The sequence below is a fragment of the Pantoea sp. UBA7232 genome (assembly GCF_002473195.1).
Taxonomy (GTDB): Bacteria; Pseudomonadota; Gammaproteobacteria; order Enterobacterales; family Enterobacteriaceae; genus Pantoea; species Pantoea eucrina.
The window spans coordinates 381,279-400,953 of sequence record NZ_DKTK01000006.1; the positions used below are offsets into that span (position 1 = coordinate 381,279).

General features: G+C 57.8%; 17 protein-coding genes. 7 read left to right on the top strand and 10 right to left on the bottom strand.

The features are described 5' to 3' along the window. Positions 1–45: 45 nt before the first annotated feature. Complete coding sequence (locus B4056_RS05165; protein ID WP_094111971.1) at positions 46–585, bottom strand: lipoprotein; 540 nt, start codon at positions 583–585, stop codon at positions 46–48. 109 nt (positions 586–694) lie between these two features. On the opposite strand from B4056_RS05165, the gene B4056_RS05170 reads away from it, so the two are divergent. Together B4056_RS05170 and B4056_RS05175 are read left to right on the top strand one after the other, a co-directional pair. Continuing rightward, positions 695–1,015 (top strand): heavy metal-binding domain-containing protein, encoded by a 321-nt coding sequence (locus tag B4056_RS05170; protein WP_039383506.1) that lies wholly within the window; start codon positions 695–697, stop codon positions 1,013–1,015. Then, positions 1,015–1,839 carry an N-acetylmuramoyl-L-alanine amidase gene (locus tag B4056_RS05175; RefSeq protein ID WP_094111970.1) on the top strand — a complete coding sequence of 275 codons (825 nt, stop codon included), beginning with the start codon at positions 1,015–1,017 and terminating at the stop codon, positions 1,837–1,839. Before B4056_RS05170 ends, B4056_RS05175 begins: the two co-directional genes overlap by 1 nt. A 3-nt stretch (positions 1,840–1,842) precedes the next feature. Here the strand turns inward: B4056_RS05175 and ltaE are convergent, their stop codons facing one another. The 3 genes from ltaE to B4056_RS05190 all read right to left on the bottom strand — a co-directional run bounded on the left by ltaE (position 1,843) and on the right by B4056_RS05190 (position 5,649). Next, on the bottom strand, positions 1,843–2,850 hold the full coding sequence (gene ltaE / locus B4056_RS05180; protein ID WP_094111969.1) for a low-specificity L-threonine aldolase: 1,008 nt from the start codon (positions 2,848–2,850) through the stop codon (positions 1,843–1,845). A gap of 67 nt (positions 2,851–2,917) precedes the next feature. Beyond that, entirely contained in the window at positions 2,918–4,639 is a 1,722-nt protein-coding gene (gene poxB / locus B4056_RS05185) for a ubiquinone-dependent pyruvate dehydrogenase (protein WP_039383515.1), read from the bottom strand. 113 nt (positions 4,640–4,752) lie between these two features. Next, positions 4,753–5,649: a lysine exporter LysO family protein gene (locus B4056_RS05190; protein ID WP_071668675.1), complete on the bottom strand. Its 897-nt coding sequence runs from the start codon at positions 5,647–5,649 to the stop codon at positions 4,753–4,755. A gap of 141 nt (positions 5,650–5,790) precedes the next feature. Here B4056_RS05190 and B4056_RS05195 point away from each other — a divergent pair, with 141 nt between their 5' ends. After that, on the top strand, positions 5,791–7,419 hold the full coding sequence (locus B4056_RS05195; protein ID WP_288654024.1) for an ATP-dependent nuclease: 1,629 nt from the start codon (positions 5,791–5,793) through the stop codon (positions 7,417–7,419). Between the two features lie 77 nt (positions 7,420–7,496). On the opposite strand, the gene cspD is transcribed toward B4056_RS05195, so the two are convergent. Continuing rightward, positions 7,497–7,718 (bottom strand): cold shock-like protein CspD, encoded by a 222-nt coding sequence (gene cspD, locus B4056_RS05200; protein WP_071668677.1) that lies wholly within the window; start codon positions 7,716–7,718, stop codon positions 7,497–7,499. Between the two features lie 323 nt (positions 7,719–8,041). Between cspD and clpS the strand changes: the two genes are divergently transcribed. After that, positions 8,042–8,362, top strand: coding sequence for an ATP-dependent Clp protease adapter ClpS (gene clpS, locus B4056_RS05205; RefSeq protein ID WP_039385772.1), 321 nt, complete (start codon positions 8,042–8,044; stop codon positions 8,360–8,362). Between the two features lie 55 nt (positions 8,363–8,417). Continuing rightward, positions 8,418–10,697 (top strand): ATP-dependent Clp protease ATP-binding subunit ClpA, encoded by a 2,280-nt coding sequence (clpA, locus tag B4056_RS05210; RefSeq protein WP_039383524.1) that lies wholly within the window; start codon positions 8,418–8,420, stop codon positions 10,695–10,697. Between the two features lie 89 nt (positions 10,698–10,786). Here clpA and infA read toward each other — a convergent pair whose 3' ends face one another. From infA to trxB, 5 genes are all read right to left on the bottom strand, one after another. Further along, positions 10,787–11,005: a translation initiation factor IF-1 gene (gene infA, locus B4056_RS05215; RefSeq protein ID WP_002211347.1), complete on the bottom strand. Its 219-nt coding sequence runs from the start codon at positions 11,003–11,005 to the stop codon at positions 10,787–10,789. 346 nt (positions 11,006–11,351) lie between these two features. Then, on the bottom strand, positions 11,352–12,044 hold the full coding sequence (gene aat, locus B4056_RS05220; protein WP_104084718.1) for a leucyl/phenylalanyl-tRNA--protein transferase: 693 nt from the start codon (positions 12,042–12,044) through the stop codon (positions 11,352–11,354). Between the two features lie 32 nt (positions 12,045–12,076). Continuing rightward, positions 12,077–13,792 (bottom strand): heme ABC transporter ATP-binding protein/permease CydC, encoded by a 1,716-nt coding sequence (cydC, locus tag B4056_RS05225; protein ID WP_288654030.1) that lies wholly within the window; start codon positions 13,790–13,792, stop codon positions 12,077–12,079. Next, positions 13,780–15,561, bottom strand: coding sequence for a heme ABC transporter permease/ATP-binding protein CydD (gene cydD / locus B4056_RS05230; protein WP_288654031.1), 1,782 nt, complete (start codon positions 15,559–15,561; stop codon positions 13,780–13,782). Before cydD ends, cydC begins: the two co-directional genes overlap by 13 nt. 143 nt (positions 15,562–15,704) lie before the next feature. Then, positions 15,705–16,670 carry a thioredoxin-disulfide reductase gene (trxB, locus tag B4056_RS05235; RefSeq protein ID WP_071668681.1) on the bottom strand — a complete coding sequence of 322 codons (966 nt, stop codon included), beginning with the start codon at positions 16,668–16,670 and terminating at the stop codon, positions 15,705–15,707. Between the two features lie 520 nt (positions 16,671–17,190). On the opposite strand from trxB, the gene lrp reads away from it, so the two are divergent. Both lrp and B4056_RS05245 read left to right on the top strand, forming a co-directional pair. Continuing rightward, entirely contained in the window at positions 17,191–17,685 is a 495-nt protein-coding gene (gene lrp / locus B4056_RS05240) for a leucine-responsive transcriptional regulator Lrp (RefSeq protein ID WP_006118610.1), read from the top strand. 119 nt (positions 17,686–17,804) lie between these two features. Next, on the top strand, positions 17,805–19,675 hold a 1,871-nt coding region (locus B4056_RS05245), incomplete at its 3' end, for a DNA translocase FtsK 4TM domain-containing protein (protein ID WP_288654033.1).

Consider the following 19,675-nt stretch of genomic DNA (forward strand, 5'->3'; position numbering starts at 1 on the left):
CCGATGTGGCACCCTAATGTGTGAGCAGGATAACAAAAAAATGCGCTATTTTTTCTGCTCCAGCAGCTGGCTGAGTGAGCCGCCACCGGCATGCGGCCACGCTGCCATATAGCGCACATCCTGCACCACCCAGCACTCGCCTTCGCGGATCATCAGCACCTCATCGCGCCACTGTTTATCACCGCGCGTCAGCGTAACGCGTAGCGGGATATTTCGCGCATCGCGATTGGGGATCGAAGAGGCGCTGTCAACCTCAGCAGCATCCGGCCCCTGCGCCAGGCTGGAAAAGAGATCGCCCTGACGCCACTCTGCCGGCTGATTGCGTTTTTCCCGCGCCTGCAGCAGCGTCTGATAAAGATGATCGCTCAGATAAGGGCGATATCTGGCCAGCAGCGCAGGGTCAGGCAGGCCTGCTGAAGGAGCCTTCACGCGTAAATCATAAAACTGTTGCGCCACGCTATCCGGCCCGCCATCGATACAGGACGCACTGCGTGGGCCATTATCCCTGATAACCGGCTCTACGGTGGTACAGGCGCTCAGCAGCGTTGCTGCTGATGCCAGCAGTGCAAGGGCTTTGATTCTCATCTCCGGTTCCTTATTGTTCTGTGGCAAAGCATGGGTTTTAGCATAGAGTATAGTCGTGCTTTTTCAGCACCATGCGTGCGGGTTCCATCGACATCTTCAGGAGATAACCATGAAATTTTCGACGACACCAACTCTGGAAGGCCACAGCATTACTGAATACTGCGGCGTTGTAACCGGCGAGGCGATTCTGGGCGCCAATATTTTTCGCGATTTCTTCGCCGGTATCCGCGATATCGTAGGGGGCCGCTCAGGTGCCTATGAAAAAGAGCTGCGCAAGGCGCGGGAGATCGCGTTTAAGGAGCTGGGCGATCAGGCGAAAGCGCTGGGCGCTAACGCGGTAGTCGGTATCGATATCGATTACGAAACCGTGGGTAAAGACAGCAGTATGCTGATGGTCAGCGTCTCCGGCACCGCCGTTATCGTGCGCTAATGCGTTTACTGCTGGTTACAGCGATGGCGCTGCTGCTCAGCGCCTGTCACTCCTCAATGGAAGCGCGTCAGGGTTACTGGGCCGATACCACTCATCCGGCGCAGGGGGCGCGACCGCGCATTAAAGTTGTAGTGATCCACTACACTGCGGACGATTTCTCCTCTTCGCTGGCAACCCTGACCGATCGGCAGGTCAGCGCACACTATCTGATCCCGCGCCAGCCGCCGCAGAGAGCGGGCAGGGGAGTGGTCTGGCAGCTGGTGCCGGAGCAGCAGCTTGCCTGGCATGCCGGACCCAGTTTCTGGCGCGGTGCAACCCGGATTAATGACACGTCTGTAGGGATTGAGATCGTCAATGCAGGCTATCAGCGTACGCTAACCGGGCTAAGGTGGCAGCCTTATACAGCCGATCAAATCACCGTACTGGCGGCGCTGCTGCGCGATCTGCAGCAGCGTTACGGTATTACGCCCGAAAATATCGTGGGCCACAGCGATATCGCGCCGCAGCGCAAGCAGGACCCGGGTCCACTCTTTCCCTGGCAGCAGCTGGCCGCGCAGGGGGTCGGTGCCTGGCCCGATCCGGCTGTCGTGGCACGCTATCTGGCGGGGCAGTCTGCCAGCAGCGTTGTAGATCCGCAGCCGCTGCTGGCAGCGCTGCAGCAGTATGGCTATGACGTGGCGGGCGCGACAACGCCTGAGATGCAGCGCCGGCTGATTGCGGCCTTTCAGATGCACTTCCGCCCGCGCGACTACCGGGGCGTTGCTGACGCAGAGACGCTGGCGATAGCCCGGGCGCTGCTGGCACAGTATGGCGCAGCGCGCTAGCGGTCAGCCCGCTGACTGCAGAAACGCCTGCCAGCGCGCGACGACCTGCTGCAGATCGGCGCGGGACACATCGAGATGGGTCACCATGCGCGTCCGGGGGCCCACGCTGATAAGAATATCGGCGGCGTGCATCCAGCGCTGCAGCGCTTCTGTCTGCCCGGACGGAACCTGCACAAACAGCATGTTTGTCTGCTGGCTTATCACCTCCACACCCAGCGCGCGCAGCTGCTCTGCCAGCCAAGCGGCGTTGTCATGATCCTCCTGCAGCCGGGTCACGTTGTGCTGCAGCGCATAGCGTCCGGCCGCCGCCAGAATGCCCGCCTGGCGCATACCGCCACCGGTCATTTTACGCCAGCGCCGCGCCTGCTCTATATAAGCGCTGTCGCCGCACAGCAGTGAGCCTACCGGCGTGCCCAGCCCCTTTGAGAGGCAGATAGTCAGTGAATCACAGTAGCGTGCAATTTCTGCCAGCGTCACCTGCTGTGCCACCACGGCATTAAAGATACGTGCGCCATCAATATGCAGCGCCAGCCCGCGTTCGCGGGTAAAGTGCCACGCCTGCTCCAGATAGCTGAGCGGCAGTACTCTGCCGTGATGGGTATTTTCCAGACTCAGCAGGCGGGTGCGGGCAAAATGAATATCGTCCGGCTTAATCGCAGCGGCCACGTCCGCCAGCGGCAGGGTGCCATCCTCCGCGGCAAGGATTGGCTGAGGCTGAATACTGCCCAGCACCGCCGCGCCCCCCGCTTCATATTTGTAGTTGTGCGCCTGCTGGCCAACGATATATTCATCGCCGCGCTGGCAGTGGCACAGCAGCGCCACCAGATTAGCCTGGGTGCCGGTAGGAAAGAACAGCGCGGCCGCTTTGCCGCTTGTCGCTGCCGCTTCGGCTTCCAGTGCATTGACCGTGGGATCGTCACGATAGACGTCATCTCCGGTGGCGGCGTTCATCATGGCGTCCAGCATCGCCGCACTCGGGCGGGTTACGGTATCACTGCGCAAATCGATCACGTGGCTCTCCTGAAAGAAAAAGCGGGCTGTTCGCCCGCATTATTGCCTGTCCGGCAGGAGCTTTGTTTTACCGCAGCCAGTTGGTTTTCGCCAGCTCGGTGATCTCATTGCCGCGTCCGTTGAGGATGGCGCGCAGCATATAGAGACTAAAGCCTTTTGCCTGCTCCGCTTTGATTTGCGGCGGCATCGACAGCTCCTCTTTAGCCGTATGCACATCCACCAGGACCGGGCCATCATGCGCAAAAGCCTGCTCCAGCGCCGCATTGAGATCTGACGCTTTTTCAACCCGGATACCTTTGATGCCGCAGGCGGCGGCAATCGCAGCAAAATCAGGATTTTCCAGGTCGGTGCCGTCGGTAAGATAACCGCCCGCTTTCATCTCCATTGCCACAAAGCCCAGCACGCTGTTGTTAAAAATCACCAGCTTAACCGGCAGTTTCAGCTGCGCTACCGAGATAAAGTCTCCCATCAGCATACTGAAGCCACCGTCGCCGCACAGCGCCACCACCTGACGCTCTCTGTCGATAGCCTGCGCACCCAGCGCCTGCGGCATCGCATTCGCCATAGAGCCGTGATTAAACGAGCCCAGCAGGCGCCGTTTGCCGTTCATCTGCAGATAGCGCGCCGCCCAGACGGTGGGCGTGCCGACATCGCAGGTAAAGATGGCGTCGTCAGCAGCGTAGCGGCTGATCTGCTGTGCCAGATACTGGGGATGGATCGCCTGGTTGTCGTTTGCGGTTGCCAGATCGTCCAGGCTCTTGCGGGCGTCAGCGTAGTGCTCCAGCGCACGATCGAGATGATGGCGATCGTCATGCACCTCAAGCTGCGGCAGCAGCGCCTGGATCGTGGCTTTAACGTCACCCACCAGCGGCATATCGACATGGCTGTGCGCCCCCAGGCTGCCGGGGTTGATATCGATCTGAATGATGCGGGCGCTGGCGGGGTAGAAGGCACGATAGGGGAATTTCGTGCCGAGCAGGATCAGGGTGTCGGCATTCATCATGGCGTGATAGCCGGAAGAGAAACCAATCAGCCCGGTCATGCCAACATCATACGGGTTGTCATATTCGATGTGTTCTTTGCCACGCAGCGCGTGCACTACCGGCGCCTTAAGGCGTTCTGCCAGGGCGACAACTTCAGCATGAGCACCGGCGCAGCCGCTGCCGCACATCAGCGTAATATTGCCCGCGCCGTTAAGCGTTTCCGCCAGGGTAGCGAGCTCCGCCGCGGCCGGCACGACCTGCGGCAGCTGCGGCGGATACCATTCGCTGCGCGCACTTTTCGGGGCGGGCTGCAGCGCCACGTCACCCGGCAGGACGATCACAGAGACCCCGCGGTTGAGGATCGCTTTGCGCATGGCGATGCCCAGGACCTGCGGCAGCTGCTCCGGATTTGAGACCAGCTCACAGTAGTGGCTGCATTCGCGAAACAGCTCCTGCGGATGCGTCTCCTGAAAATAGCCGCTGCCAATTTCGCTGGAAGGAATATGCGCAGCAATCGCCAGCACCGGCACATTGTTACGATGGCAGTCAAACAGACCGTTAATCAGGTGCAGGTTACCGGGACCGCAGGAGCCGGCGCAGACCGCCAGCTCGCCGCTGATTTGCGCTTCTGCACCGGCGGCAAACGCGGCCACCTCTTCATGTCGCGTTGGCATCCATTCAATCGTACCCATGCGATTCAGGCTGTCACTCAGGCCGTTAAGCGAATCACCGGTTACGCCCCAGATACGTTTTACGCCTGCGCTCTCCAGCGTTTGCGCCAGCAGGGCGGCCACAGTTTGTTTCATCATTTGCTCCTTTCTGATGGGGGGCCATCTATGCTGATGGCAAAAATCTGTCAGTCAGAAAGCGTAGACGAAGCCGCTGCGCGCCAGCCGTGAAAAAGTGCGCTGCAGACCCGTCAGGCGGAAAAAAAGGCGATCAGCACCGGGGCCAGCAGGCTCATAATAAAGCCGTGCACGATGGCTGCAGGGACGATCTCCATGCCGCCGGCGCGCTGCAGAATCGGCAGTGTGAAATCCATTGAGGTGGCGCCGCTCAGGCCCAGCGTCATACTGCGGTGCCGGGTAATAAGCAGCGGGATCAGCATAATTGTGATCAGCTCACGCAGCAGATCGTTAAAGAACGCTGCGCTGCCGATAACCGGACCAAACGCGTCCGTCATCAGAATGCCGGAAAGCGAATACCAGCCAAAGCCGCTGGCCAGCGCGAGGCCGGTTTTGAGCGGCAGTCCAAGGCAGACAGCGGCGAGTGCGCCTCCGGCCAGTGCGCCAGCCAGCGACACGGCCGCCACCAGCGCACCCCGCCGGTTAAGCGTAATCTGCCGCAGCGTCATGCCGCTGCTGCGCAGCTGAACGCCCACCAGAAACAGCATCAGGATCAGGGCATATTCGCTGACGGTGGCCGCATGGCGCAGCGGAGCCCACTGCGTCAGGCCGAGCAGAAATCCGCCCAGCACCGAGCCGCACAGCTTGAGTGAGTCCAGCGCCATCGCGAGACGCGACGGCAGCGCCTGCGCTTTATGCTGATGCCGCCACGGCAGACGCTGCTCAAGCAGCCAGAACGCCAGCAGCGAACAGGCGAGAATCAAGAGACCAGAGATAAAAGCGGTATAAAAAATGGTGAGCAAATTCGTGCTGAGATTATCAAGAAATGCCAGGCTTACGCCCATAAAAAACAGAATGATATAGACCAGCGCACTGAGCAGCCGCGCCACCGCGCGTAGCAGTACCGGCTGCTGCAGATGCAGCAGATAACCAGCAATCAGCGGCAGCAGAATAATCATAAGACCATACATAGCGAACATCCGTCCGTGGGAAAAGGACGCCACGCTAATCAAAAAAGCGCACGCTGTAAATCACCGTCTGCGGATAATTTGCGCCTTGACCCATACGCCACCGTACACCATGCTCAGGCAACCTCTGTACAGGATAACCCTATGATTCTGGATCATATTGATATCAGCGGCTTTCGCGGCATTAATCAGCTCTCGCTGCCGCTTATGATGACGAATCTTCTGATCGGTGAAAACGCCTGGGGCAAATCAAGCCTGCTGGACGCGTTTTCACTTATGCTGGATCCGGCCAGCGCGCACGCCACCCTCAGCGAAGAGGATTTCCATTTTCCGCCTGCAAATCCGGCGGCACGCTGGCGCACATTGCAGATAGTGGTGCGCTTTCGCGCCAGCGAAGCAGAGCGGGAAAATACCCTGCTGCAGCCTTTCTGGCAGCATGATGAGCAGGGAAGTTATCTGCGCTTTAGTCTGCGGGCTACCTGCAAAGCAAACGGTGTGAAAAGCAGCTGGCGTTTTATTGACGCGCGTAATCAGCTGCTGGCAGCGGAGCCGACGGCGGCGGCGATAAGCTGGCTGCGGCAGCACCATCCGGTGCTGCGTTTACGCGATGCGCGGTTCGGACAGCGCCATCGGACGCATGAACCAGGCGGTGAGGGTCGGGATCCGGGTCTGCAGGCGCTGCAGAGCGTGTTACAGCAGCTCAATCGCGCGGCGGGCGGCCGGGCGGTGAGCGATGAGGTGCTGCTGCAGGGCGTACAGACAATGCAGCAGCTGATGGCGCACTATTTTCTCGTTCAGCAACCCGGCGTCAGTCACCCGCGAATGGCACCGGAACTGCGCGACGGCAGCGCAGGCTGGCAGGCGCTGGATGCGCTTAACCGGCTGTTGGCGGGGGCTAGTGCAGAGCATCGTCGCGAGGTGCAGCTGCGGCTGCTGGCACTGCTGCCCGGCAGCAATGCGCTGCCAGACGGCGCCCAGCCTGTTCTGCTGGTCGAGAATCCTGAAACCCGGCTGCACCCGATAATGCTTTCGGTTACCTGGAATTTACTGACGCTGCTGCCGCTGCAGCGGCTGGTCACCACCAATTCAGGTGAACTGGTTTCCCAGACGCCGCTGGAAAACCTCTGCCGTCTGGTGCGTGAAGCGAGCCGCGTAGCGGCGTGGCGTATCGGCGAAGCGGGGCTGAGCGCCGAGGATCATCGCCGCATCGCGTTTCATATTCGCGTTAATCGACCCGCCGCGCTGTTTGCCCGCTGCTGGCTGCTGGTAGAGGGCGAGACGGAGGTGTGGATCGTTAACGAGCTGGCGCGACAGCAGGGCGATCATTTTGCCGCAGAAGGGATCCGGGTGATCGAGTTTGCCCAGGCAGGCCTGAAGCCGCTGCTGAAATTTGCCCGGCGTATGGGAATTGCCTGGCACGTATTGACCGATGGCGATGAGGCAGGAAAGAAATATGCGGCGACCACCCGCAGCCAGTTGCTGACCCACGAAAAGGAAGAGGTGCACCTGACGCAGTTTCCGGCAGCTGACATTGAACACTTTCTCTATCAGCACGGATTCCGCGCGGTCTATCATCAGATGGCGCACCTGCCGTTAAACATTGCGATGACGCCACGGCGTATTATTACGCAGGCGATCCATCACAGCTCTAAGCCTGAGCTGGCCATTGCCGTGGCGCTGGCAGCCGGGGAGCGCGGCCCGCAGGCGATTCCGCCGCTGTTCAGAGCGCTTTTTAGTCAGGTGAAAATGCTGGCACAGCGGCGTGCAGGATAGGATGAAAAGTAAAATGCCAGCGTTACCGGCTGGCATTTCAGGGGCGGAGTGGTCAGAATAACCGCGCGCTGCGCCGGTCAGGAATGCAGCGACGCCTCACAGGGGACAATCAGACTGGCATGGTTGCCTTTTGGCCCTTCGTGAACATCAAACTGAACGTGCTGACCCGCTTTAAGCGTTCTGTAACCCTCCATCTGAATGGTGGAGTAGTGCGCAAAGATGTCATCGCCACCGCCAACCGGACAAATAAAGCCGAAGCCCTTGGCGTTGTTGAACCATTTAACAGTACCCGTCTCCATGCTTTTACTTCCCTCGCAAGACATTCTGATAAGTAGGTGAGGTCATCGCAGCTGTGAGTCGAGGTTGTTTAAAACTCAATCAGCTTGTGCATGTAGAATGTAGAGAAACGGACCTTATCGTCAAGCAATCGGCCCGGATGCATGGGCAGAAAATCACCAAAATTTGAGGCAGTTAACGCTATTGAGAATTTTGTGATACAGGTCGCGCATCTGCTTTTCGTACCGATAGCAGCGATAGCAAACCCGGCTTGACAGACGTGTTAAACTTCAGGTTAGTGCAGGCTAAAATGCATGACCGCAACGCAGAATTCCAATGGACGATTATGGCAAACACAAACGACTGGCTTAATTTTGAACACTTGGCCGAAGACAAAGTACGTGAAGGGTTAAAGCCGCCTTCAATGTATAAAGTCATCCTGAATAATGACGATTATACACCTATGGAATTTGTTATTGACGTTCTGCAAAAGTTCTTTTCTTATGATATTGAACGCGCCACGCAACTGATGCTGAAAGTTCACTATCATGGAAAGGCAGTCTGCGGTGTTTTCACCGCTGAAGTAGCAGAGACAAAAGCTGCGCAGGTGAACAACTATGCCAGAGAGAATCAACATCCTTTGCTGTGTACGCTGGAAAAAGCCTGAACCTGTCTCCATATAGGAAACAGGCAGTCAGAGCGATAATTGGGGGAGGTGCCAAATGCTCAATCAAGAACTGGAACTCAGTTTAAACATGGCTTTCGCCAGAGCGCGCGAGCACCGTCACGAGTTTATGACCGTCGAACATCTGTTACTGGCACTGCTCAGTAACCCGTCGGCCAGAGAGGCACTGGAAGCCTGTACGGTGGATATTGTGGCTCTGCGTCAGGAACTCGAAGCCTTCATCGAACAAACCACGCCGGTGCTGCCGGTCGGCGAAGCTGAGCGCGATACGCAACCTACGCTCAGCTTCCAGCGCGTGCTGCAGCGGGCGGTATTCCACGTTCAATCTTCCGGTCGCAGTGAAGTTGCAGGCGCCAATGTCCTGGTTGCCATTTTCAGCGAGCAGGAGTCGCAGGCGGCTTATCTGCTGCGCAAACATGAAATCAGCCGTCTCGATGTGGTGAATTTCATCTCTCACGGCACACGTAAAGATGAGCCCGGCCAGTCGCAGAATAACGCGGACAATCCGGTCAATGAAGAGCAGGCAGGCGGGGAGGAGCGTATGGAGAACTTCACCACCAATCTTAACCAGCTTGCTCGCGTTGGCGGTATCGACCCGCTTATCGGACGCGAAAAAGAGCTGGAGCGCGCCGTGCAGGTGCTGTGCCGTCGGCGTAAGAACAATCCGCTGCTGGTGGGTGAATCGGGCGTGGGTAAAACCGCGATTGCTGAAGGGCTCGCCTGGCGTATTGTGCAGGGTGATGTACCTGAGGTGATGAAAGAGTGCACTATCTATTCACTGGATATCGGCTCTCTGCTGGCGGGCACCAAATATCGCGGCGATTTTGAAAAGCGCTTTAAAGCGCTGCTCAAACAGCTGGAGCAGGATAACAACAGCATCCTGTTTATTGATGAGATCCACACCATCATCGGTGCCGGTGCGGCATCGGGCGGGCAGGTAGATGCCGCTAACCTGATTAAGCCACTGCTCTCCAGCGGTAAAATCCGCGTGATGGGTTCCACAACCTATCAGGAGTTCAGCAATATTTTCGAGAAAGATCGCGCACTGGCGCGCCGCTTCCAGAAAATTGATATTACTGAGCCTTCGGTTGAAGAGACTGTGCAGATCCTCAATGGACTGAAGCCGAAATATGAAGCGCACCATGACGTGCGTTATACCGCTAAGGCGGTGCGTGCTGCGGTAGAGCTGGCGGTTAAATATATCAACGATCGTCATCTGCCGGATAAAGCCATTGACGTCATTGATGAAGCGGGCGCGCGGGCACGTCTGGTGCCGGTGAGCAAGCGTAAGAAAACCGTTAACGTGTCCGACATTGAATCGGTTGTGGCACGGATTGCACGTATACCGGAACAGAGCGTATCGGCCACCGATCGCGATACGCTGAAAAACCTGGGCGACCGCCTGAAAATGCTGGTATTTGGCCAGGATAATGCGATTGAGGCACTGACCGAAGCGATTAAAATGAGTCGCGCTGGTCTGGGTCAGGATCGCAAGCCGGTCGGTTCCTTCCTGTTCGCCGGTCCGACCGGGGTAGGTAAAACAGAAGTTACCGTGCAGCTGGCGAAAGCGCTGGGCATTGAGCTGCTGCGTTTTGATATGTCGGAATATATGGAGCGCCATACGGTCAGCCGTCTGATTGGCGCACCTCCTGGCTATGTAGGTTTTGACCAGGGCGGTCTGTTAACGGATGCGGTGATCAAGCATCCGCACGCTGTGGTGCTGCTGGATGAAATTGAGAAAGCGCACCCGGATGTCTTTAACCTGCTGCTGCAGGTTATGGATAACGGTATGCTGACCGACAACAACGGGCGCAAAGCGGACTTCCGTAACGTGGTGCTGGTCATGACCACTAACGCCGGCGTACGCGAAACCGAACGTAAGTCAATCGGCCTGATTCAGCAGGATAACAGTACGGATGCGATGGAGGAGATCAAAAAGATCTTTACGCCAGAGTTCCGCAACCGTCTCGACAACATTATCTGGTTCCGTCACCTCTCTGCTGAGGTGATCCATCAGGTCGTCGATAAGTTTATTGTTGAACTGCAGGCGCAGCTGGATGCGAAGGGCGTCTCACTGGAAGTGAGCGACGACGCGCGCGACTGGCTGGCAGAAAAAGGCTACGATAAGGCGATGGGCGCGCGTCCGATGGCGCGTACGGTTCAGGAAAGCCTGAAAAAACCGCTGGCCAATGAACTGCTGTTTGGTTCGCTGGTGGATGGTGGCTCTGTGTCAGTGGCGCTGGATAAAGAAAAAAACCAGCTTACCTACCACTTCCTGAGCGCAGAGAAGCGCAAAACGGAAGGCACTGTGCACTAACGCCAGAGCAATAAAACAAAAGGCCGGATAATTATCCGGCCTTTTTTTTGCGGCTGGAAATTTAACCAGCCCGCGACGTGTGCAGCAGCTTAGCGACTGCGGAAGACAATGCGGCCTTTGCTCAGGTCGTACGGGGTCAACTCTACAGTGACTTTGTCACCCGTCAGGATGCGGATATAGTTTTTGCGCATTTTACCGGAGATATGAGCGGTAACCACGTGCCCGTTTTCAAGCTCTACGCGGAACATGGTGTTAGGTAACGTATCCAGTACGGTACCCTGCATTTCAATATTGTCTTCTTTGGCCATCGAATCCTCTGGGTGAACTACCAAACTGTTGAACCGGCAAGATAATGCCGAATTCCATGATTTATGTAAAGAAACGTTGGCTGTTTTTGCCAACGCTTCGCCGTGCGTCGCGCTGTCGCGCGTGCAGTACGGATAAATTCGGGTGTTGTTGACGTCTGCGGGGGATTAGCGGGCTAAGAATCTGCAGCAACCGGCCCGGCTGGGGTGGATGAAACAGTTTCAGGAAACAGGTGAGATTCCCAGCCTGGCAATTCCGGCTCGCCACAGCGAAGCGCGGACGACATACCAAACTCGCTTATTGTATCACTTTTATGTGGATTTGTGTGCAAAACATCTGCGGAGAGGGCTAAAAAAGGGTCTGTGTCTGCCAGCATCCTTCAGCAACCGGCTGCCACGCCAGCTTTTTTAGCTCCTGCAGATAGTCAGCGCGCGGAATTTCCGTAGCGCCGAGCGATGCCGTATGGGGATTGAGCACCTGACAATCGATAAGCCTGCCCTGATGAGCCCGGAAGTGCTGCGAAAATACCCACAGCGCGGTTTTCGAAGCGTTTTCCTGCCGGCTGAACATCGATTCTCCGCAGAACATCTGGCCGAGCGCCAGACCGTACATACCCCCGACCAGGCTATTTTCATGCCACACTTCAACAGAGTGCGCATGCCCCAGTTCATACAGGCGCAGCCAGGCGCGTTTGACCTCAAAGGTGATCCAGGTTCCCTCCTGACGTCCGGTCGCGCAGCCTTCAAGTACCTGTGCAAAGGCGTGGTTCATGGTCACGCGATAGGGAGAGCGACGGTGAAAACGCGCCATGCTCCGGCTGAGATGAAAGGCGTCTGGCATCAGCACGGCCCGCGGATCGGGCGACCACCAGAGAATCGGATCGCCGGGCGAAAACCAGGGAAAAATACCGTGCTGATAGGCGTTAATCAGACGTGCAGGCGAGAGATCGCCGCCCATCGCCAGCAAACCGTTTGGTTCGCGCAGCGCCATTTCCGGCGGCGGGAAGTGCAGTGAATCACGTGAAAGTTGTACCAGTCTCATGGCATCAGCTACTCAGAAGCGTCATCTCCAGACTATAACGCAAAGCGCTGACGGAAACGCCAGTAGCGACCCGCTTTTGAGATTAATTCGTCATGAGAACCTGATTCCACAATAGCGCCCTGATCCATGACGCAGATGCGATCCATCTTCTCCAGACCCTGCAGGCGATGTGTCACCATAATCAGCGTCTTACCCTTGCTGACCCGCAGCAGTAATTGCAGAATGTGCTGCTCGGTCGTGGCGTCCAGCCCTTCAGTGGGTTCATCCAGCAGCCAGAGATCGCCGTTGTGCAGCAGGGCGCGGGCGATGGCCAGCCGCCGCAGTTCGCCGCCGGAAAGGGGTCTGCCGCCTTCACCCATCCAGCTATCCAGTCCGTCAGGCTGTTCAGCCAGAAAGCCGAGCCCGGCCTGTGTCAGAGCGGCTGTCAGCTCACTGTCGCTGGCCGTGGGGCGCGCCAGTAAGAGGTTGTCCCGCAGCGTCTGGCTGAAAAGATGCACGCGCTGCGTCACCACGCTGATACGCTGCCGCAGGCTGGTCTCATCCCACTGTGAGAGCGGAGTATCATTAAGCTGAATACTTCCCGCGGTGGCTTCCCGGCTACGGGTGATAAGCGCCAGCAGGCTCGATTTACCGCAGCCGGTCGGGCCGAGCAGAGCGATACGTTCGCCTTGTCGCAGCTGCAGTGAAAAATGCGCTAATACCGGCTCCGGTCGCTGCAGATAGCTAAATGAAACGTTATCCAGCGTGAGGCTGATACCCGGCGCCGTATTCGGCATGGCTGGCGGAAAATAGATGGCAGGCGGCTGGTCGATAATCTCCTGCACGCGCTGTGCGGCGCTGCTGACCTGCGCCAGCGGCAGAAAAGCGCCGGCAACCGGTGCCAGCGCTTCAAATGCCGCCAGGCCACAGAACAGAAACAGCGCAATCGCTGCGCCCCCGACAGAAGCAGCTGACACCCACAGCAACAGCGTTACGGTCAGACCGGCTATCAGCAGCAGCAGGCTCTGCGCAAACGCCTGCAGGTGATGCTGCTGTTGCTGCGCGTGCTGCCACTGCCGCTCTGTACTGTCCAGCCGCTGACGCCAGGCCGTCGCTGCACCATAGATTTTTAGCTCAGCCTGAGCCATTAGCCAGCCGGCAAGCTGCAGCCGCCAGTTCGCCTGAGAGCGGGCGATACGCGCGCCGGAAGCCTGACCAAAATAGCAGAAGAGGGCGGGCAGCAGCAGCAGGGTCAGCAGCATGCTGCCGCCTAAGAGCAGCGCCAGAGGAAGGCTGAGCAGAGAGAGACTGCAGGTTACGACGATAATGACCACTGCCGCACCGGCCAGGGGCGAAATAATACGCAGGTAGAGATGATCGAGCGTATCGACATCGCTGACAAAACGATTCAGTAGCTCACCGTGACGAAAGCGCGACAGCTGCTCAGGTGCCAGCGCCATCAGGCGGCTGAAGGTGTAAACACGCAGATGCTGCAGCACCCGGAAAGTGGCGTCATGACTGACAAGACGCTCAAAATAACGCGCGGCGGTGCGTATAATCGCGGCACCGCGCACGCCTGCCGCCGGCAGCATATAGTTGAAAGTGTAGAGTCCGGCCAGCCCTGCCAGCGAGGAGGCAGCCAGAAACCAGCCCGAGAGCGTAAGCAGACTCACACTGGCAAGCAGGGTGAGGATAGCCAGCGCGATCCCCAATCCCAGGCGCCAGGGGTGCTGCCGGAACAGACGCAGAAAAGGCATTATTGAGCGCACAGTGAAACCTCCTGCTGACGTTGCCGTATCATCTCCTGCAGCAGCCCGGGCTCCCTGCTGAGCTGCTGCCAGCTTCCCTGCTGTACCAGCGCACCCTGCTGCATGACCCACACTTCATCCCACTGCGCCAGATCGTGCAGCTGGTGCGTAATCATTAACGTTGTCTGCTGCCGTGCCGCCTGGTTAAGCGCCTGCATGACGTGATATTCGCTGGTGCTGTCCAGACCTGAACCCGGTTCATCCAGCAGCAGCAGTTTTGCCGGCTTCAGCAGCACACGGGCAACCGCAATCCGCTGAGCCTGACCAACAGAAAGCCCGACACCATCCTCGCCAGTCGGCGTATCCAGCCCCAGCGGCAGGCTCGTCAGAAATGCGCTTACGCCAGCCTGGGCTAATACAGCCTGCAGTCTGCTCTCCTCAACGGATCGATCCGGCATCAGGTTATCGCGCAGCGTTTGTGCAGGCAGCTGCGGATTCTGTCCCACCCAGGCAAGCTGCCGCTGCCACTCTGCACGATCGATATGGCGCAGATCCACGCCATTGGCCCGCAGCACGCCCTGCCAGGGCAGGAAACCGAGCAGCGCGTTCATCAGCACGGTTTTGCCTGCGCCGCTTTCACCGACCAGCGCGACCCGGCAGCCTGCGCGCAGGGTAAAGTTAAGCGGCTGCGTCAGCGCGTGGCCGCCAGGACTCATTACCACCAGATCCTCTGCGGTCAGCGTCAGAGGAGCCTCGTCACACCACGGGCGAACTGGCCCCTGTGGCCGGGCATCCGGTGTCGCCTGCAGAAACGTTTCCAGCGCATCTGCTGCGCCTGCCGCCTGCGCTTTGGCGTGATAAAAGGTACCCAGATCGCGCAGCGGCTGGAAAAACTCCGGCGCAAGGATTAGCGCAAGAAAGCCGGCAAACAGCGTTACGCCAGTACCGTAATGACCAAAATTAAATTCGCCAAGGTAAGAAAAACCAAAATAGACGGCGACAACGGCAATCGCCAGCGAGGCGAAAAATTCCAGCACCGCCGAGGAGAGAAAAGCGAGGCGCAGCACGTCCATTGTCCGCTGCCGAAAGCTATCGGTGCTGGCGGCAATAGCCTGTTTCTCAGCCGCTGCACGGTGAAACAGCCGCAGCGTGTCGCGTCCGCGCAGACGATCGTAAAAATCGCCGCTCAGGCGTGATAGCGCGAGAAAGTTACGCCGGCTGGCGTCCGCTGCGCCCATGCCCACCAGCGCCATAAACAGCGGGATCAGCGGAGCGGTGACCAGCAGGATCAGCCCTGCAGCCCAGTTAACGGGAAACACAGCTAGCAAAATTGCGCAGGGAATAGCAACCGCCAGCGTCATCTGTGGCAGATAACGCGCATAATATTCCTGCAGCTGTTCAATCTGCTCAAGCAGCAGCGTTGACCAGCTGCCGGCAGGTCTGCCCTGTATCCAGGCCGGTCCGAGCGCATCGATGCGATCAAGCAGCTGGCGCCGCAGCGCCCGCCGGATGGCGAGACCGGCGCGGAAGCCTGCCATCTCCCGGCCATAGTTAAAGCCGGCACGCAACAGAAAACAGAACAGCAACAGCAGAAACTGAGTGACCAGCGACGAGCGGGGCCGATCGGAGACAACCAGCTGCTGCAGTAGCGTAGCCATCAGCCACGCCTGGGCGATAAGGACGAGTGCGGAGGCAAAGCCGCATAGCGCAGCCAGCCGCAGGGCGGACGCGCCGGAGGCCCGCTGCTGCCGTAACCAGCCCAGCAGGCGCTTTTGCCGTGATTTATTCATACTGTCGTCTGCTCTTCTGAAACAGGGCGAAAACCCGATAAAGTATCCGGTTATTGCGGTCGGCAGCACTTTAGCACGCGGTACATAAAAAAGGCGACCTGAACAGGTCGCCTCACTTTGATTATGATCAGGTTATTAACACGTTACCGATCGGTTTTAACCAGCCCATCCAGATAGCGCTCTGCATCCAGCGCTGCCATACAGCCGGTACCGGCAGAGGTAATCGCCTGACGATAAGTGTGATCCATTACATCGCCTGCGGCAAAGACGCCCGGAATACTGGTCTGCGTGGCGTTACCGTGCAGGCCGGACTGCACCTTAATGTAGCCATTTTCCAGCGCCAGCTGGCCCTCAAAAATGGCGGTGTTTGGACTGTGGCCGATGGCGACAAACAGGCCTGCGACCTCAAGCGATTCTGCAGGCTCACCGTTGGTTGCCAGCAGCTTCACGCCGGTCACACCCATCTGGTCACCGGTCACTTCTTCCAGCGTGCGGTGCGTATGCAGCACAATGTTGCCGCTGCGCACTTTTTCCATCAGCCGGTCGATCAGAATCTTCTCTGCGCGGAAGGTGTCGCGGCGGTGAATCAGGTGCACCTCAGACGCGATGTTGGCAAGGTACAGCGCCTCTTCAACAGCAGTATTGCCTCCGCCGATCACCGCAACTTTCTGGTTGCGATAGAAAAAACCGTCGCAGGTCGCACAGGCAGAGACGCCACGGCCCTTAAATGCCTCTTCAGAAGGCAGACCCAGATAGCGTGCAGATGCACCCGTCGCAATAATCAGGGCGTCCGCCGTATATTCGCCGCTGTCGCCAGTCAGGCGGAAAGGGCGCTGCTGCAGGTCAACGGTATGAATATGATCGAACAGGATTTCAGTGTTGAATTTTTCGGCATGCGCATGCATACGCTCCATCAGCGACGGCCCGGTCAGGTCATGCGGGTCGCCTGGCCAGTTTTCAACTTCGGTGGTCGTCGTAAGCTGGCCGCCCTTTTCCAGACCGGTAATCAGAACCGGATTCAGGTTAGCGCGTGCCGCATAAACTGCAGCGGTATAACCGGCTGGGCCTGAGCCCAGGATAAGCAGTTTGCTGTGTTTGGCCGTACTCATGCATTCCTCAGTGTGTTTCTGACAACAGTGATTTTGATTGTAGGGAAATTAGGACAGCAAAAAAAGCTTTGCACCATTTTGTTAGCAATTGCTGCAAGCGGCGTAGACGATGAAACGCATCTTTGCTGCAGCGTTGCGCTAAAAGAGTGCATTCTGAGTAAATAAAGGGCATCACCGCTCTGAAAATATCATTTAAAAACAGGGCTCCAGCACGGTATCTGGCATCTTGTACTGAATTTAGATGTTTTACTTTGACAATCGCCTGCGCATTTGCGAAAACATTGGAAGAAGCAGAGAGTCTCTGGCGGTTCAGAACGGTAATTGATTGCTGTTTTGCGCGGTGGCGTCAGAAAATCTCAGCCTGACATTGGTAATGACGCATGATGTGGACAGACAGCATGCGTCATACGGATGGTGCGCGACTGCACAGGCTTATGGTCTTCAATTCAGTAAGGCTCTGGAATACGCATTTTTCAGGGTTGTGGCAGGCATAGGGAAGGAATTAAGAGAGACAATAATAATGGTAGACAATAAAAAGCGCCCCGGAAAAGATCTGGATCGTATCGACAGAAATATCCTGAATGAACTGCAAAAAGATGGCCGTATCTCCAATGTTGAGCTTTCCAAGCGCGTAGGCCTTTCGCCAACGCCATGCCTTGAGCGTGTTCGCCGCCTGGAGCGACAGGGCTTTATCCTCGGCTACACCGCTCAGCTTAACCCGCACTACCTTGATGCATCCCTGCTGGTATTTGTTGAGATTACTCTGAATCGCGGTGCCCCTGACGTGTTTGAGCAATTTAACGCCGCAGTGCAAAAACTTGAGGAAACTCAAGAGTGTCACCTCGTTTCCGGTGACTTTGACTATCTGCTGAAAACCCGCGTGCCTGATATGTCTGCCTATCGTAAACTGCTGGGAGAAACCTTGCTGCGCCTGCCAGGCGTAAACGACACCCGCACCTATGTCGTGATGGAAGAGGTGAAACAGAGTAACCGGCTGGTCATTAAAACCCGCTAACGCAGGGAAGGTGCAAAGCGTGCAGGATTTAGGTACACTCCTGTGAATTCATACAGGACCAGCGTCGGGCTCTTCCGGCGCTGTTGCCTTCTTATTTTACAGGCACCTGGAGAGTTCTCTTGAGCCAGGAATACACAGAAGATAAAGATGTTTCGTTACAACCGCTGAGCAGTGGACGTCGTCTGCTCGAGGCGTTGCTCATCCTTGTAGCCTTGTTCGCCATCTATCTGATGGTGTCACTGGTCAGTTTTAACCCTTCCGATCCCAGCTGGTCCCAGACCGCATGGCATGAACCTATCCACAATATCGGGGGTAGTCCAGGTGCCTGGCTGGCAGATACTTTGCTGTTTATCTTTGGCGTGATGGCCTATGCCATTCCACCCGTTATCCTGGGGCTGTGCTGGATCACTTTCCGTCAGCGCGATCGGCAGGATTATATCGACTATTTTGCCGTTGGATTGCGCCTGATAGGCGTGCTGGCACTGGTGGTGACCACCTGCGGACTGGCTGCGCTGAACGTGGATGATATCTGGTACTTTGCCTCAGGCGGGGTGATTGGCAGTCTGGTCAGCAATGCCATGGCGCCGTGGCTGCATGGTGCAACCGGCACGCTGACGCTGCTCTGTATCTGGGCCGCAGGCATCACGCTCTATACCGGCTGGTCATGGCTCGCTATCGCTGAAAAAATCGGGAGCGTGGTGATGGGCGTGCTGACTTTTGCCAGCAACCGCTCTCGTCATGACGATCGCTGGGAAGAGGATGAGTATGAAGAGGAAGCGGATATCCCATTGCGCCCGGTTGTGGCGTCTCAGGCTGCTGACGAAGAGGATGTTTTGCTGGCTGCGCCGCGAGCGCCTGCGTCTGCGCCTGCACTCTCTGCTGAGCTGGCCAGCGAACCGCTGCTGGCTAAAGCGTCCAGCGCAACCGCTGCGGCGCTTTCTGCGGTCAGTGAAGCTGCCCGTCAGGCACCGCCTGCTTCGGCTGCCGTAGCAGAACCTGCACCGACGGCGGAGCCAGCAGTTACGCAGGCTGCCGTGCCGCAACCGGTCACATCTCAACCGGTTGTGACCGCCACGCCAGCACCGCAGACGCCACCGCTTTATCATTTTGAACTGCCGGCAGAGCCTGTCGCGTCGCCTGCTGCACCGGATGAAGATGGCCCGCGCATGGGCGACTGGCAAAGTGCCGATCGCTTCTCTGCTGCCGCCCCTGCATTCACGGCCGCCGCGGCCACAGGTGCTGCCACCGCGGCCGTACAGCGTGCGGAAGAGTCGCTGTCGCCTGTTTTTGACATTGTGCCTGAGCGCGATCGTAACCCGCAGGTAAAACAGGGGATTGGTCCGGAGCTGCCGCGACCTAACAAAGTTAAACTGCCGACCCGACGTGAACTCGCCTCTTATGGCATCAAACTGCCTTCACAGCGTATGGCAGAGGAGAAAGCGCGCGAAGAAGCAGAGCAGCAACAGCCCGACGTGAGCGCCACGCTGCATCAGCCACAGTATGAGGAAGAGGCTACGCTTCAGGAAGCGCAGCTGCGTGATGCATTTCAGTCACAGCAGCAGCAGCGCTATGGTGAAAGCTGGGAGTCGCATACTGAAGAGGACGATCAGGAGGCGCAGCATCAGGCGCAGCTGGCGAGCCAGTTTGCGGCGCAGCAGCAGCAGCGTTACAGCGCACCGCAGGAAGAAAAAGCGCCGGTGTTTAATCTGGATACCTCAGCTGCTTTTGACTTCTCGCCGATGAAAGATCTGGTTGATGATACGCCGAGTGAACCGCTGTTTACTATTGCGGCAACGCCGGAGCCTGAAGCGCAGTGGCAGCAGTCAGCTTCACCGGCAGCCGAACCAGCCGCGCAGTGGCAGCAGTCAGCTGCACCGGCAGCCGAACCAGCCGCGCAGTGGCAGCAGCCAGCCGCACCGGCAACCGAACCAGCCGCGCAGTGGCAGCAGCCAGCCGCACCGGCAGCCGAACCAGCCGCACCGGCAGCAGC

Excerpts from the sequence above, each read along its gene's own strand:
- lrp (WP_006118610.1), top strand. The coding sequence starts at position 17,191 with ATGGTAGACAATAAAAAGCGCCCCGGAAAAGATCTGGATCGTATCGAC.
- B4056_RS05175 (WP_094111970.1), top strand. The coding sequence starts at position 1,015 with ATGCGTTTACTGCTGGTTACAGCGATGGCGCTGCTGCTCAGCGCCTGT.
- B4056_RS05195 (WP_288654024.1), top strand. The coding sequence starts at position 5,791 with ATGATTCTGGATCATATTGATATCAGCGGCTTTCGCGGCATTAATCAG.
- trxB (WP_071668681.1), bottom strand. The coding sequence starts at position 16,670 with ATGAGTACGGCCAAACACAGCAAACTGCTTATCCTGGGCTCAGGCCCA.
- infA (WP_002211347.1), bottom strand. The coding sequence starts at position 11,005 with ATGGCCAAAGAAGACAATATTGAAATGCAGGGTACCGTACTGGATACG.
- B4056_RS05190 (WP_071668675.1), bottom strand. The coding sequence starts at position 5,649 with ATGTATGGTCTTATGATTATTCTGCTGCCGCTGATTGCTGGTTATCTG.
- aat (WP_104084718.1), bottom strand. The coding sequence starts at position 12,044 with ATGAGACTGGTACAACTTTCACGTGATTCACTGCACTTCCCGCCGCCG.
- cspD (WP_071668677.1), bottom strand. The coding sequence starts at position 7,718 with ATGGAGACGGGTACTGTTAAATGGTTCAACAACGCCAAGGGCTTCGGC.
- clpA (WP_039383524.1), top strand. The coding sequence starts at position 8,418 with ATGCTCAATCAAGAACTGGAACTCAGTTTAAACATGGCTTTCGCCAGA.
- B4056_RS05165 (WP_094111971.1), bottom strand. The coding sequence starts at position 585 with ATGAGAATCAAAGCCCTTGCACTGCTGGCATCAGCAGCAACGCTGCTG.
- clpS (WP_039385772.1), top strand. The coding sequence starts at position 8,042 with ATGGCAAACACAAACGACTGGCTTAATTTTGAACACTTGGCCGAAGAC.
- cydD (WP_288654031.1), bottom strand. The coding sequence starts at position 15,561 with ATGAATAAATCACGGCAAAAGCGCCTGCTGGGCTGGTTACGGCAGCAG.
- B4056_RS05170 (WP_039383506.1), top strand. The coding sequence starts at position 695 with ATGAAATTTTCGACGACACCAACTCTGGAAGGCCACAGCATTACTGAA.
- poxB (WP_039383515.1), bottom strand. The coding sequence starts at position 4,639 with ATGAAACAAACTGTGGCCGCCCTGCTGGCGCAAACGCTGGAGAGCGCA.